This window comes from Microcoleus sp. PH2017_28_MFU_U_A, assembly GCF_020738035.1.
Taxonomy (GTDB): domain Bacteria; phylum Cyanobacteriota; class Cyanobacteriia; order Cyanobacteriales; family Microcoleaceae; genus Microcoleus.
This window is the reverse complement of record NZ_JAEQCX010000077.1, coordinates 1-12,984: the sequence shown is the minus strand read 5'-3', so window position 1 is coordinate 12,984 and position 12,984 is coordinate 1. Positions and strand designations below refer to the sequence as shown.

At 46.2% G+C, this 12,984-nt stretch carries 12 protein-coding genes; 6 read left to right on the top strand and 6 right to left on the bottom strand.

All coding sequences use genetic code 11. The annotated features are described in order from the left end of the window. Positions 1–335: 335 nt before the first annotated feature. The 3 genes from JGK14_RS19515 to JGK14_RS19500 all read right to left on the bottom strand — a co-directional run bounded on the left by JGK14_RS19515 (position 336) and on the right by JGK14_RS19500 (position 4,300). Positions 336–575, bottom strand: a complete 240-nt coding sequence (locus JGK14_RS19515; protein WP_293148907.1) for a hypothetical protein — start codon at positions 573–575, stop codon at positions 336–338. A 1,379-nt stretch (positions 576–1,954) separates the two neighbouring features. Then, on the bottom strand, positions 1,955–3,733 hold the full coding sequence (locus JGK14_RS19510; protein WP_325315396.1) for a caspase family protein: 1,779 nt from the start codon (positions 3,731–3,733) through the stop codon (positions 1,955–1,957). A gap of 396 nt (positions 3,734–4,129) precedes the next feature. Next, positions 4,130–4,300 carry a hypothetical protein gene (locus tag JGK14_RS19500; RefSeq protein ID WP_293185464.1) on the bottom strand — a complete coding sequence of 57 codons (171 nt, stop codon included), beginning with the start codon at positions 4,298–4,300 and terminating at the stop codon, positions 4,130–4,132. Between the two features lie 230 nt (positions 4,301–4,530). On the opposite strand from JGK14_RS19500, the gene JGK14_RS19495 reads away from it, so the two are divergent. The 5 genes from JGK14_RS19495 (at position 4,531) to JGK14_RS19475 (ending at position 8,950) form a co-directional block, all read left to right on the top strand. Continuing rightward, positions 4,531–5,232, top strand: a complete 702-nt coding sequence (locus JGK14_RS19495) for a V4R domain-containing protein (protein WP_293185466.1) — start codon at positions 4,531–4,533, stop codon at positions 5,230–5,232. 101 nt (positions 5,233–5,333) lie between these two features. Then, positions 5,334–5,600: a hypothetical protein gene (locus JGK14_RS19490; RefSeq protein ID WP_293185469.1), complete on the top strand. Its 267-nt coding sequence runs from the start codon at positions 5,334–5,336 to the stop codon at positions 5,598–5,600. Between the two features lie 172 nt (positions 5,601–5,772). After that, positions 5,773–6,246, top strand: coding sequence for a phycobilisome protein (locus JGK14_RS19485; RefSeq protein ID WP_293185471.1), 474 nt, complete (start codon positions 5,773–5,775; stop codon positions 6,244–6,246). 190 nt (positions 6,247–6,436) lie between these two features. After that, positions 6,437–7,099: a V4R domain-containing protein gene (locus JGK14_RS19480; RefSeq protein WP_293185472.1), complete on the top strand. Its 663-nt coding sequence runs from the start codon at positions 6,437–6,439 to the stop codon at positions 7,097–7,099. Positions 7,100–7,783: 684 nt separating this feature from the next. Then, entirely contained in the window at positions 7,784–8,950 is a 1,167-nt protein-coding gene (locus JGK14_RS19475; protein ID WP_293192603.1) for a pentapeptide repeat-containing protein, read from the top strand. A gap of 99 nt (positions 8,951–9,049) precedes the next feature. Here JGK14_RS19475 and JGK14_RS19470 read toward each other — a convergent pair whose 3' ends face one another. From JGK14_RS19470 to JGK14_RS19460, 3 genes are all read right to left on the bottom strand, one after another. Beyond that, positions 9,050–9,520, bottom strand: a complete 471-nt coding sequence (locus JGK14_RS19470; protein ID WP_293187096.1) for a phycobilisome protein — start codon at positions 9,518–9,520, stop codon at positions 9,050–9,052. A 38-nt stretch (positions 9,521–9,558) separates the two neighbouring features. Beyond that, the gene (locus JGK14_RS19465) at positions 9,559–10,041 is read right to left on the bottom strand and encodes a 2Fe-2S iron-sulfur cluster-binding protein (RefSeq protein ID WP_293187095.1); all 483 of its coding nucleotides are present in this window, start codon (positions 10,039–10,041) and stop codon (positions 9,559–9,561) included. Between the two features lie 85 nt (positions 10,042–10,126). Beyond that, the gene (locus JGK14_RS19460) at positions 10,127–10,438 is read right to left on the bottom strand and encodes a hypothetical protein (RefSeq protein ID WP_293187094.1); all 312 of its coding nucleotides are present in this window, start codon (positions 10,436–10,438) and stop codon (positions 10,127–10,129) included. 94 nt (positions 10,439–10,532) lie between these two features. Here JGK14_RS19460 and JGK14_RS19455 point away from each other — a divergent pair, with 94 nt between their 5' ends. Further along, the gene (locus tag JGK14_RS19455; protein WP_325315395.1) at positions 10,533–12,470 is read left to right on the top strand and encodes a serine/threonine-protein kinase; all 1,938 of its coding nucleotides are present in this window, start codon (positions 10,533–10,535) and stop codon (positions 12,468–12,470) included. Positions 12,471–12,984: the final 514 nt, after the last annotated feature.

Genomic DNA, 12,984 nt, shown 5'->3' with positions numbered 1-12,984 from the left:
GGGTTGATTTTTCAGCCGATCGACAAATAGCAAATTTATCCAGCACGAACTCAATCTTGAATCTCAAATCTAAAAGCAAATAACCCAGGTTTTAGTTGTGGACAATAACCCCGTTCTGCGAAACTTACTCAAATCTACTTTTAGAGCAGGTTTGACGCTCACTTCCTGTGTCTGCCAAAGCGGTGGGCCGCTTCCGATCCGCAGGCATTTTTCGGGTTCAACTCTCCCTACAAACATTTTTTCAATCCGAATTGTGTCTCATTGACCCTGTAGGGTTCAACAAAAAAGCACTTTTAGACAAGATTGACTAATTAATGTGATTCTGTCGCTGCCCCTTAATTACTTCCGTGTGAAGGCTTGTGGCCCGATAAATCTAGAGGAAGTTGGGGCAGCCGGAGTCGCACTGCATTTGTTTGCAGCCAGAGAGTGATGGCGTGCTTCCGCTGTGGAGTCACGTACTCTCCGGGTCTGATCACGCCAGCACAGACGCCGATGTTTTTAATAAGGGTTTCTCGCTCCGATGAACTTGCACCCTGTAGCAACCTGACTTGGGCTTTGATAAAATCCACGTTCATAGCAGAAAGTAAAAGTAACTAAAGAACTCAGTTAAATAGCGATGCTTTGGTTCCAATTGTAACTCTAAAACCACTTGGTACGAATCCAATTGATTCAAGATCCCCGGGATGGGGATCGGGGCCTCTAGAGCTAGCCAACTTTATTTACTTTATCTGTTTTTGCTAGCAAAAGTGTCACCATGCTAGCAGTTTTGACAGAATTTTCCATAGTTAAGAACTGTTACAAATTTACCTAGCTTCCTACAATAATGCAGAGTTTAGTGCTAACGCTACTCTCTGGGACTCAAAAAATTCACCACAGTCTCCCGATCCTTGCCTTCTTACGTTTTAGCCTCCCCCATAGGGAAGGGATCGATCGCCAAAAATTCCTCTTACATCGCCCCTCTTAACACCCAGACACTACCACCTCACCCTATTGATTTAGATCCCCGCATATGCCTTGCTGTGGACTATAACTTTAGGCATACGTATTGTTACGGGGGCTACCATAAGCGAGCAAGTGTTAATTCTTGTTTATAGATGATATATTTTTTGGCTATTCTTCCAAAGCCATGATTTGTGTTAATTAAGGCAGCTTTATGATGTCCGCACCAACTAAGACTCGGAACTTCTGAGTCGATACATTTTGCTCTCTGTGGCGATGAATTTGTTTTCTAAATTCATTGGGGACGATCGCACACCGACGACAATTGCGAGTTGCGGCTAATTTTGTATAATTTATAACAGAGTGATTAATTCTAATAATTTAAAAACAGCACAATTTTCAATTTTTTCCCATCCGTCACTCGCTCCTAACAGCCAAAAAGATGGGTCAAACAAATCAATACGGCAATACCCACACCCTCAATCTTTAAAATCCCGATTTCACCTTCGCATTTGGTAGTCAATAGCAGTTATATATGGCGGAATTTGCTAGTTCCTAAACTTAAGAGTAAGTATCGAATTACAGCAAAACAGAAGCAATTAATGCCAAAATAAAAAAATAATTTTAGATTTAAGCTGACTTATTGAGGATTTTGGCATCAATCATTTTTTCATAAAACCATCGTTACAGCCATCATTGCGGTAAAAACAAACCTGGCTTTTGAGTCTGGAGAGGCTGGTCTATGGAGGTTTTGGAAATATTGGACGTACACGATAAATATTGATTAACACGCATCTACAATATGTTTTAGTTTCGCAAAAGGCATCGACCTGATAGCATATAAAATCCCCTCTCGCTGGCTCTGCGAAGGGGAAATAGTCCATGATATTATTGTTTAATACGCTCGATGTGTCGTTATCTTCTTGCACTATCAAGAGGTATGGATTGCTATACCTATCTTGACCCCCTAGCTAAGATAATTTCCCGGTGGTAAACCGGAAAATCATTAACTAAATCAACCTTTTTTCTGGCGTTGCAGCTTAGTTTTCCAATTGGCGATCGCCTTTTGAGCCGGCTCATAACTCTTAGTACCCGACGGCACCAGCGAAGCAGCTTCAACTGCCTCTTTCAACTTTCCTTGAGAGGCACGCAACTGAGCAATTTTGAGAATAGCTCCGCTCCACTCTCCAATCAACTGCTGAGCTTCTTCATGCTTTGGCTGACCGGGCTGAATTTTATTCGCTTGCTGGATGCCTTTACTGTAGGAAGAGGCAGCCCCCCGCTTAATTTGACTCGCAGCCGCCGATAGCAAAGCAGCATTGACATCCTGCTCTTTGGATAGCTCCTCCCACTGAACGATCGCCTGTTTCGACTGATTGTAAACCGCTTGATTCACATCAGGCATTAATTTAGCCGCGCCGATCGCCCCGGAGAAATTGCCCCTAGCAGCCCGCCCGTTAGCAATATCCAAAATCACCAAACTCCAGCGCTCAATATCCTGCTGAGCCTGCGGGTAGAGCGGATCGCTAGGCGGAATCGTTCGAGCCTTAACCACCGCTCGATTAAAACTAGAAGCAGAACCATCCTTGAGGAAAGTTTTTGCCTCAGCCCACACCTGCTGGCTTGAGGGAGGCTGCTTGCTATCAGTCGCTGCTTGTACCGCGCGCGGTTGGTTCTGCGCCACTCCACCACCAGCAGATTTTTGAGTCCCGGGGTTTTGGGCATTCTCAGCAGGCGATCGAGAATCTCCTTCCTGCTGACCGATAAAAATCGATTTGTTCGTCAGAAAAACACCCAACAGCAGCACCAAAGCGGTAGCTCCACTCCACAAAACTAACTGCTGTAAAAATGACTTATCCGATCCCCCGTTATCCGTATCCTCGGGCTGTTGCGAGTTCGGTCGATCGCCCCCCCCACCGCTTCCTGGTCTGACAGCATTCGGCTGCGACACAGGAGTCCTCTCAACCGAGGCATCAACCGCGTTGCGAGTTGCCTCGGGCACCTCCATTTGAGCAGTAGCCACAGCCATTTGCGGGCGATCGATCCCATCAGCCATCGCAACCGTCATATTGCCGTTGCGTCCGGCCAATGCAGAAGTCGGCACCCCAGCAGCATCAGGCAAAATCACCAAATGAGCCTTTCCAGGAGGATTCACCACCATCAAAGGTTCTTGTTTGGGACGCAAATGGTGGTCGCACAGCTCCGGTAGCCGATCGCTCAAGAAACGGTCTAAACCCTTAAGCGTCATGCACTGTCCCGATCGCAGCCCCTCTAAAAGCGCCGTCGTAAAAAATCCTTGACGCAGAGCAGAAGTTTCGCGCGAAACTTGATTCGGGCGGCAAGAAAGCACCGTCGGGATTTCCAGTTCCCGGGCCAGCTCTGCCGTTTGAGTGCCGATCGTTTCCCCCGCCTTCACTGTCTGGCTGCGGTTCATATCCACCAGCACCAACACCGTTTCCGTAGGAGCATTTTTCAGAGTATTCAACAGCAACTCTACCGGAATCCCCGTACCCTGAATGTCAGCCGGATTGCCATCAACAGGCATCAAATAATCCTTACCTTCATAGCTGACACCGTAGCCGCTGAAAAAACACCAAAGTAAATCTCCGTGTTGTAAATGTTCCGCGCAGAGGCTTTCGGTCAATTTCAGAATATTTTCCCGATTCGGATACGTAGATTGACCCCACAGCGACGGCGAGCTATCCGTCATCAACAGACATCCATCCGGCGCAAAACCAGCCTCCTCAGTCAAAAAACCGTAAAGTGCCTCTGCATCCTCTTGTGCATAACTCAAAGGCTGGAGTAACTGATATTGATTGATGCCTATTGCAATACAAGCGTGATGTTTCATCCCATATGCCCTATATATATAGTGGACAGATACATTTAACCCAGTAGAGGCTGGCAATCAGCCTCTACTGTGTATGGCGCGATGTGGTAAGATGCAATCTCACGACTACGCGGAGGTATCTCTCAAAGGCTTTAACAAAATGTTAAAGGCGCCATTTATCTCACGACCAATTGCGTGACCGCATTCAGGGGCAACAAATTGTTTGTTACCTGGTAATTTTGTGTGGCTCTGTCCACACTTTCAACAGCTTTTAGATCTATATTCTTCCATTACGTCTACTACAATACATCCACGTTTAGATGCTTGATGCTTCAACGTTTGAAAGAAACGGTATGCAGCTCATGCTACCATCGCTGCTGCTGTTTTGGTAGCCAACCGACCTTCCGGTGCTTTAGCATCTCGGTAGAGCGACTTTCGCTTAGTCCGCTTACCTCGATCGTTCTTCTTTCTGTTTGTGGCTGCTGACGCCTCGGCGAACCAGGGTTGGATTCGATGGTCAAGCTTGCACAAAACGATAACACATCGCCGTTTAACGTTAAAACGACTTTCGCCTCCTTAGTCAGATAAGTAGTTGTCCGAAGGCAGAACTGAAGTATCTGATACTCCTACTATATTGCAGTCAAAAATTATACCCTCTGCCTGCATTCATAAAATGACGTTAAATTGAATACACAGGTCAGTTTATTTGTTCTATGTGAACTAATTTTCAGCAAACTACACCAAACAGGAGTAAAGCGCCAATGGTCTCTACCGCCCCAAAAGAAATATCCACCCACAGGGAATCGCTATTGAAGCAAAAGCATCCTAAAACTCACAACCATTATAGGTTTCAGGATTTTTTTGCCTTCGATCGCGAGTTTGGTACAATTAACGACTGGAATAAGTCCCGCAACATTTTTACCAGCGAAGACTTCATCATCGGTTTAGTGGAGGGACTCGAAGAAGAAGTAGGCCCGGCGTCCTCTGTCATCATGTATACTATTGGTTGCCAGTGGGGGCTGCAAGATTCCGAATTTTTTCAAAAATGGTTTAGCGCCGAATTCAGCCAGAACATTCGCCAGTCGAATCTGATGTTCCTGCTAGAAACTTGGTGGTGGCCTTTCACTGCTCAAGGTTGGGGTCGCTGGGAAGTTGACATGAGCGATCGCAAACATGGCTGCATCTTCATCAACCTATTTGACTCAGCAGTTGCTCGAACTTTGGGCGACGTAGGCAAACCAGTTTGTCACCTATACGCCGGTTTGTTCGCCGGTTTCTTCGGAGCTCTAGTCAAAAAGCCTCTCAGTTGCATAGAACTCCAATGTTACTCAATGGGAGAAACCTATTGTAAATTCCTCCTCGGCAACCCAGACAAAATTGATGCAGCAGCATTCTGGCTCAACGAAGGTGCCAACGCCCGCGATATTCAAAATCGACTGCAACACGGTGAAATATTGCGGTAAACAACCTGGAAAGGCACATCCTCTGCCCTGCCTTTCCTCCCACCAATTTCGCGATCGCACGCATAGCGACCGATGGTGGGTATCTCCAGGCAGGAAGAAAGATGAAAAGTCAAACTTCATGGTTGGGTAAGTCTGTCCAAGACTTCTTTGGTCACTATAATTGGCTGGGACAACCTTTAGAAACCCAAAATGGCTCGACTTCTGGTCAAGCGCTGAGTTTAACGCGATCGGTAGCAGACTTTTTTCAAGCTATTTCTTGGGAAGGAATTCCCGAAGTAGGCGCCCTACCCCTACCGCCACCCTTGCCAGCAATTTCTATTTCTGAACCTGCCGAAGTCACCATTGACGATCTATTCGACCTCTTTTAATCTGCGTGGGGAATTGGAAATGGCCAATAGTTAATATTGGTTAGTTGTTATTTGTTATTGGTGGTAATTACGAAAACTATTACCAACTGCCAACTGCCAACTGTCAACTGTCAACTGTCAACTGTCAACTGACTTCCTTTTATCAATTACCGATTACCAATTAATTAAAATCATGCACCCTGAGATTGAGGCCCTGCTGGATCAGGCAGAAACCCGCTTTCTAAAAGGCGAAGAACTCATAGCCTTTAAGCGTCAAGCTGCAATCCTCGCCCAGCGCTTGAAAATTTACGAATTTTTGCGAGAGAAGGAAGCAAGCATCTTCCAACCAATAGCCAACAAGCTACAAGAAAAATTCCCCGACGAAAAAGAAGAAAACTTAGAACGATCGCTCAAACACTGGGTTTTAGTCTTGCGTTACTGCGCCATGGCCATGCTGCTGAACGATCGAGATTTTCTCGAACAGCGACTTCTCGACTGGGTTTCCGGTATAGTCGAAGCCCACCAAACTCAAAAAATCGAAGCAACTGTTTGCAATATGTTGCAAACTCGTTTAAAAGAACTGCTTTCCGAGCAAGCAAGAGCATTATTGCAACCATTCTTTGACCAAGCAAAATCAATGATTGTTGACCAAGGCAATAAAGAATAGGCAACAGGTAATACTTTAAAAAATGTAATTCAGGAACCATAAATTATGAGTTATAAGTAATAAATTTAATTTTAAACTTAACCCTCATAACTCCTTTTTTACAAACAATCAATTGCCAAATCCAAATTTCCTACATCGATAATAATTAACCTCTTCCGTCTTCCTTCCACGTCCCCATTGCCGATTACCGATGATTAATATTGCCGACTTGCTCAAACAGCCCCGCCTCCCTGGAAACTACTTTGCCAGCGATGCCTACGTCCGAGGCGACCTCGAACTAGGCCTGCTCGAAAACCGCCGGGGCGATCGGCTCATAGCCCTCCCAGAAACACTGATTCAAGCCATTTATATCGGCTTAGAACAAGAAACAGGCCAAGCCGCCCGCCTCGTGCTTTTCAACTGCGGTCGTTGGTGGGGGAAAAACTTCTACGTGCGCTTTTGCGAAGAAGTCAGCGAATACTACGGCCAGCCAGTTTCCGAAATGGAAATGGTAGAATTTATTCAGTCCTTGCAACAGTGCTGGAAAACTCACGGATGGGGAAAATTTGAATTTGACCCCAGCTATTCCGAACAGGGATTTTTAATAGTAAAGATTGGTAACTCTCTTTTTGCTAAAACAGCTCCCAAGTCGAAGCGGCCGGCCTGTTATTTAGAAGCAGGCATCTTAAGTTCCTTCTTTAGTCAGCTTACAGGTCGGGAACTCCACTGCCTGCAAACCTCCTGCGAATCCTTGGGTTCGGACTGCAACCGCTTTATTTTAGGACTGCGCGATCGCCTCCAACCAGCAGATTCTATGGTCGAAGAAGGACAAGCTCACGAAGCTATTATCAGTCAGCTTTGCCAAAAAAACTGACTTGTGTGACAGCTATTAGTTTATTGTCAATAGCTATCAGCTAGGTTATTGGGCGGCTATTTTATCCACCCGACGATCGAACATTACAGACAGTTAAATTATCAAAAATCTACAGAGTTTAAAAAATGGCTCTAGCTATTTCAAAAAAGTTTGACTGTAACTCAATAAGCTTGGGTTAGCTAAGCGTTTCATTGCTGTCCCCGCTCCCTTCGGGAGCGATATGTTATGAAAGCAATCACCAAGACTTTCTTGGGTTCTCAAGTAACAACAGGTGCAGGCATAAAAATTATCTTTTTAACCCAAGCTTAAGTAGTTGGACAAGATTAATTACACTGCGATGCTCGCAAAGCTTCCCAAGTAGTAATTCCCGAGCATTTTTTGTGTAATTAATTGTGTCAGGTTACTTATTGGACTATAACTCGCACCTAGACAATTCATGACTTACGTTAGAACAATACTCCGGACATAATTTTGGCTAATTTTAATGCTCAAAGTCCTATCGAGGCAACTGCTGGAACTCGATATTTTTTTTAATATCAGTGGTGGAGCCTAACAAGATAAAAAATTACTCTTGAAGTTTAACGCCAAAAAAACGTTACATAACAGTTCAAAAAACTGTCAGTATTGTTAGAAACTCATAAAATTTAAAAACAATCACAACCTCAAACTTTTTTCTCAAACTTAATGGACGCCAATGAACTTCTAAATCGATATGCAGCCGGCGAAAGAGATTTTAGACAGGCCAACTTGCGCGGCATTGTGTTGAGTCCGATCGATTTATACCGTTCCAGCGATGCCCCAACTCTACGTTTGGACAATCTTAACGAACACCAGCACAGACCATACTTAATCGGTGCTAACCTCAGTCAAGCCGACCTCACAAAAGCCCATCTGAGCCGAGCCAACCTCAGCAAAGCCGACCTCAGCGGAGCCAATCTGACCGGCGCCAACCTCATGGCAGCAAGTCTCAGCGGAGCCAATCTCACCGACGCCAATCTCACCGACGCCAACCTAGCGGGAGCTCACCTGAATTGGGCAAACCTAACAGGAGCAATTCTCCCCAAGGCAAATCTCATAGGTGCAGATATGAGCGCAGCAAACCTCACCAAAGCCGTTCTGAGCGAAGCAAATCTAAGTAAAGCCTATCTGATTAAAGCCAATCTCAACGGCGCAAACTTGAAAGATGCAGACTTGACTCTAGCAAGTCTCAAAGAGGCAGACTTGAGCGACGCACAGCTCACCGGAGCCGAATTGTCCAAAGCCAACCTAGCCGGAGCCAACTTAACCCGTGCCGAACTCAGCAAAGCCAACCTCAGCAAAGCTAACCTCAGGCGAACTAACCTCACTCAAGCTTATTTAAACAGCGCGTGTTTGAGCGAATCAGATCTCAGCGAAGCTTGCTTGGACAGAGCAAATTTGTGCAAAGCAGATATGAGCAAAACCTACCTCAGAAAGATTACTTTGAATGGCTGCCACTTAAGCGGTATCAACCTCAGCGGGGCAGATTTGGGCGGTGTAGACTTGAGCCGCAAACTTTTAACCGGAATTAATATGGCAGAGGCATTGTTGAACGAAGCCAATTTCAGCGGTGCTTATTTGATGGAAGCTAACTTGAGTGGAGCCAACCTCAGCAAAGCCAACTTGAGCGGGGCATACCTGATCAATGCCAACCTTTCTAATTCTTGCCTGCGTGAAATTGACTTGAGCAAAGCTAACCTCAGTAAAGCCAATTTGCGGAAAGCTGACTTGACAGGAGCAAACCTCCGCGGAGCCATTCTGAGTGAGGCGGATTTGGGGGGAGTTAACTTGCTTGGAGCCATTCTTCCTAACGGCAAAATCTATCACGGTTAATGCGATACCAGTCCGCTAAAACAATACAACCGTTGCCCCTTGCTCCAAGCATTTCTGTAATCAGTCATTCCCGCTCGAAAATGGTATGACTTTCCTTGATTATTTACCGACTATAGTGCGGTTGATGTCGAGAATCGGAAAAAATAAGCTGACTTCTTCAGCAGTCAGATATTGTTTTATTACCTTTTTCATGACATCGTAGGTCACGGTCGAACTATTACGACTGTGAACAGCGCCTAAAATACTTTGCAACCAAAGCAGCAGCCGATCGCGCAACCGTTCAGTATCATTAATCAACAGTGCTGTCGCCGAATGCCTCAATACCCGCACACCATCTCCACGGCACTTTTCAGTCAGATCTTGAGAACCGCGGCGATATAAACTAGGGTCGATAGACTGCATTTGTGCTTCCACCTGCCGAATAATTTCTTTTTCAGAGGCTTGAAGTTTTTTATAAGCGCTCATCCGGTGATTTAAAGACTGAAAGTAGTCTTTCAAAAATTGCAGCTCTTCGGCAGTGGCGTAGCGTCCGTCTGCTTCCGTGCTCAAACGCGCAAGTTGGCTCAACATAGATTTTTCTCAACTACTAAAATACAAACATATCAGTTTTAAGCTTCTTTAGTACGAACTAAATATTGTCCTACTTGGAAGCGGGTTTCATTAAGCTGTGTAACGATCGAACGAGTAATTAACTTTCCCGATTCTACAACTACTTGACCCGTAATTGGGTGTAACAAATCTTGCTGAGCTCGGCGACCGATCAGAGCTTCCACATTTTCAATAGCATTAATGTACATCCCGGCAGGTATCTGTACAACGACACCCTCGCCCATAATTTGAGCCTGACAAGCAAGTCGCGAATTGGATGCCGCTGTAGTAATGACCTCCAGCGTCCTCCTCTCGCGGCGGTTCATGTCAGACAAACCTTCCATGCCCTCTTTAATGTAAACGTGGCAGGTAGCGCACATTCCTCGCCCCCCGCATTCCTTAAGAACGTCTAAGTCTTTGGAAAGTAAGGCAGCCAGGATATTCGATCGGGTTTCCACTGCCATTTCCTCGGCAATTGGATCGAGTCTAATAATTTTAACCATATTGATTTTTCATCCTGTCAAGTTCAGTATGCAAGTGCGATCGACATATTCAAAGCCAAAAAAATTTGGCTAACACTCAAAAAAGCTAAGATGGCTTGACGACAGCATCAACTTCTGGCTCTCTAACCCAGATTGCATAACCGCTAGCTGTTTTGGTAATCGCTGTTGAGTCACCCCTATTCGCCAACTTAGCCACGATGGCTAAAACCTTCGATGGTTCTTGGACGGCTTTGAAAAAACTGTAATACTCACAATCAACTAAAATAGCAGCCACAGGCAGTTCCAGATCCGGCACCCGAATCCGGCAAGATTGATACTGACTGCGAAACTCAAGGATTTTGGTAGGTGCGACCGTGCGATCGCTCCTCGGAGGCTGAGAATGAACCTGAGATAACATAGCAGTACCTGGCGATCGATTCAAAAAATTGAATTTTTGTCAGCATTCTTTACATATTTTAATACTAGCTCAAGCTTTTTCTATAATTAGACCGATGCAACATTCTAAGTACCGTATTTTAGGGCTAGTCGGACAAGGGCAATTTGGTCGAGTTTTTTGTGCCAGCGTTCGAGAAACTCCCGCCAAGGACTCCCGCCTCACCAGCCAACTGGTTGCTCTCAAAGAACTCAGCCATCAAAAAGCCCCAACTAGCGAATTTTTAAGAGAGCTGTGGTTTCTGATCACCTTGCAGCACCCCAACATTGTCACCTGCCGAGCTCTCGAACACACAGCCACAGGCAGATACTTGGTTATGGACTACTGCGAGGGAGGAACTCTCCGTAACCTGCTCAAACAAGACCGTCCCTTGCGACTGCTCGAAGGTTTACAGCTAGTCATGGAACTTTTAGCAGGCTTAGACTACGCCCACCGCCGAGGCGTAGTTCATTGCGACATCAAACCCGAAAATATCCTCCTCACTCTAGGCTCCAAAGGTTGGTCGCCGAGGCTATCTGACTTTGGCATCGCCCGCCGACTTCCAGAAATCGGTACAACTCGCCTCCACCAAGAAATTTCTCCCGACGCTACCGTAGGTTCCCCGGCATACATGGCTCCAGAGCGGTTTTACGGTCTTTATTCCCCCATGTCAGATATATATGCAGTGGGAATTTTGCTGTTTGAGTTGCTCATGGGCTACCGCCCTTTCGGCGGAGCCCCCGGAGACTTGAGGTGGGCGCACCTGAATCAACGCTTGCAACTTCCCGACGCCATCCCCGAACCGTTGCAAGCAATAGTCAAAAAATCTTTGGAAAAGCTGCCGGCCCGCCGTTTTGCCAGTGCTTCCCAAATGGCTCAAGCTCTGCGACTGATCATGTACGACCCCGCTGTCCGGCAATTGGGCGACTGCATTGTTCCTTGGGAAAACCCCACAACCAACAACGCTAAAAGCCTGAAGTCGGACACTGACTCTGCGCTGGAAGTCGAAGAGGAAAAATCATCACAGCCGGCTATTAATTTACTTCGGACTGTTCGTTATTCGGTTTTGCAGCCAAAACCGCTAATACTTCCTGCACCGCTGACTGCTTTAATTGCCACGGAAAAGTATCTCTACGCTTCTGTAGGTAAAGAGGTGAAGGTTTGGTGTCAGCCGGGACAACACGCAGTTACAACAGAAGAAATGCCGACTTCTATATTAATGCCGGAAATTGTGCGTGGCATTTTACCTGCTTCCCACGGCTGCTGCGTTCTCACTCAGCAAAAACTTTACTGGCAGGGCGACGGCTCCTCAGAGCCTCAGTGCCTAATGGATATGGGTTTAAGGCAAGGTGCAGATGCTTTTAAAGCTGCTATTGATTCTCAGGGTCGCTGGTTGACAGTAGCTGTTCCCGGCGAACTGCGTTTTTATGCTTTAGCTGACAATAGCACTGCGGGCGATCGAGAAAAAGCCCTAAAGCCGATCGCTACTGTGGCGTTACCGGAACACTATTTACCAGAATTAACGTTTTTGGATCGACGACACGTTTTAGCCGTTTGGCCAGACAACGAACCAAAAAATCCCCAAACTATTTTTAGAGTTTACACTCGCCGTGGCACATCAGTGGGTTCTGTAAAGTTGTCTGCCAGCGTCGGACAGATGTTGTTGACACCTGAGCCTTATACCTTGCTGGGAATTCCCCAAGGTGGTAAAGCCGCTGTGTTGTCGATGAAATTGTGGCCGCTCAAGCTAGCGCGAATTCCTCTTGAAAGTTTGCCTGTGTCTGCTTGTGTGACTAATTGGGGATGGGTGTTGGCAGATGCTGGGGGGCAGATAGCAGTGTTAAACAGTCAAGGGATTCAAGTAGGCAATTTTAGTGGCCCTGCCTCACCTCGGGCGATCGCCCCTTGGGGCAGCACAGGTTTGGTGATTGCTGCCAATACTGAGTCCGAGACTCACTTGCACTTTTTAGATGTAGATGTTGAGGAGACTAACCCGCGATCGAATCTCAAAGGCTGATAAATGGTCTAACTGAAAATGTTTGGGGGTGGCTGTAATTAAGGAGATTGTAGTTGCGGGCGATGGATTTGTGTGGGGCTAGGACTTGCAGGTGGGCGATCGATCCGATCGCATACCCCAATCTCCCTGAGTCAAGTACAACGAATGCAGGCACTACTCATATATATATGAATCAGATTGACCAATCACCTAGTGCTGTGGTGAACAGGGTGCGATCGGGCTGACACCGTAACCAAAGTCTTAGTAGCTCTGACTAAATCCAATTATATCCACCTCTGAAGTATTCTACAGACGGCTGTCAAAAACGAGATGGGGGTAAAAAAGCAGGTTCTGGCGTTAAAGCAGATGGGGCGATCGGATATGGGAGCCGGAAGGAACACCCGAAACCCATACGGTGCATGGCTTCAAAAAAAATTCAAAATTATTTTCGCAAAACGCTTGACAAGCCCTTGCGAAATAAGTATATTAATAAAGCGCCAGAGAGAGAGCGGTTCACACCGCGAACTTAAGGCAC

Coding starts and splice junctions, on each gene's coding strand:
- JGK14_RS19470 (WP_293187096.1), bottom strand. CDS start 9,520: ATGTTGAGCCAACTTGCGCGTTTGAGCACGGAAGCAGACGGACGCTAC.
- JGK14_RS19460 (WP_293187094.1), bottom strand. CDS start 10,438: ATGTTATCTCAGGTTCATTCTCAGCCTCCGAGGAGCGATCGCACGGTC.
- JGK14_RS19465 (WP_293187095.1), bottom strand. CDS start 10,041: ATGGTTAAAATTATTAGACTCGATCCAATTGCCGAGGAAATGGCAGTG.
- JGK14_RS19475 (WP_293192603.1), top strand. CDS start 7,784: ATGGACGCCAATGAACTTCTAAATCGATATGCAGCCGGCGAAAGAGAT.
- JGK14_RS19480 (WP_293185472.1), top strand. CDS start 6,437: ATGATTAATATTGCCGACTTGCTCAAACAGCCCCGCCTCCCTGGAAAC.
- JGK14_RS19495 (WP_293185466.1), top strand. CDS start 4,531: ATGGTCTCTACCGCCCCAAAAGAAATATCCACCCACAGGGAATCGCTA.
- JGK14_RS19485 (WP_293185471.1), top strand. CDS start 5,773: ATGCACCCTGAGATTGAGGCCCTGCTGGATCAGGCAGAAACCCGCTTT.
- JGK14_RS19515 (WP_293148907.1), bottom strand. CDS start 575: ATGAACGTGGATTTTATCAAAGCCCAAGTCAGGTTGCTACAGGGTGCA.
- JGK14_RS19490 (WP_293185469.1), top strand. CDS start 5,334: ATGAAAAGTCAAACTTCATGGTTGGGTAAGTCTGTCCAAGACTTCTTT.
- JGK14_RS19455 (WP_325315395.1), top strand. CDS start 10,533: ATGCAACATTCTAAGTACCGTATTTTAGGGCTAGTCGGACAAGGGCAA.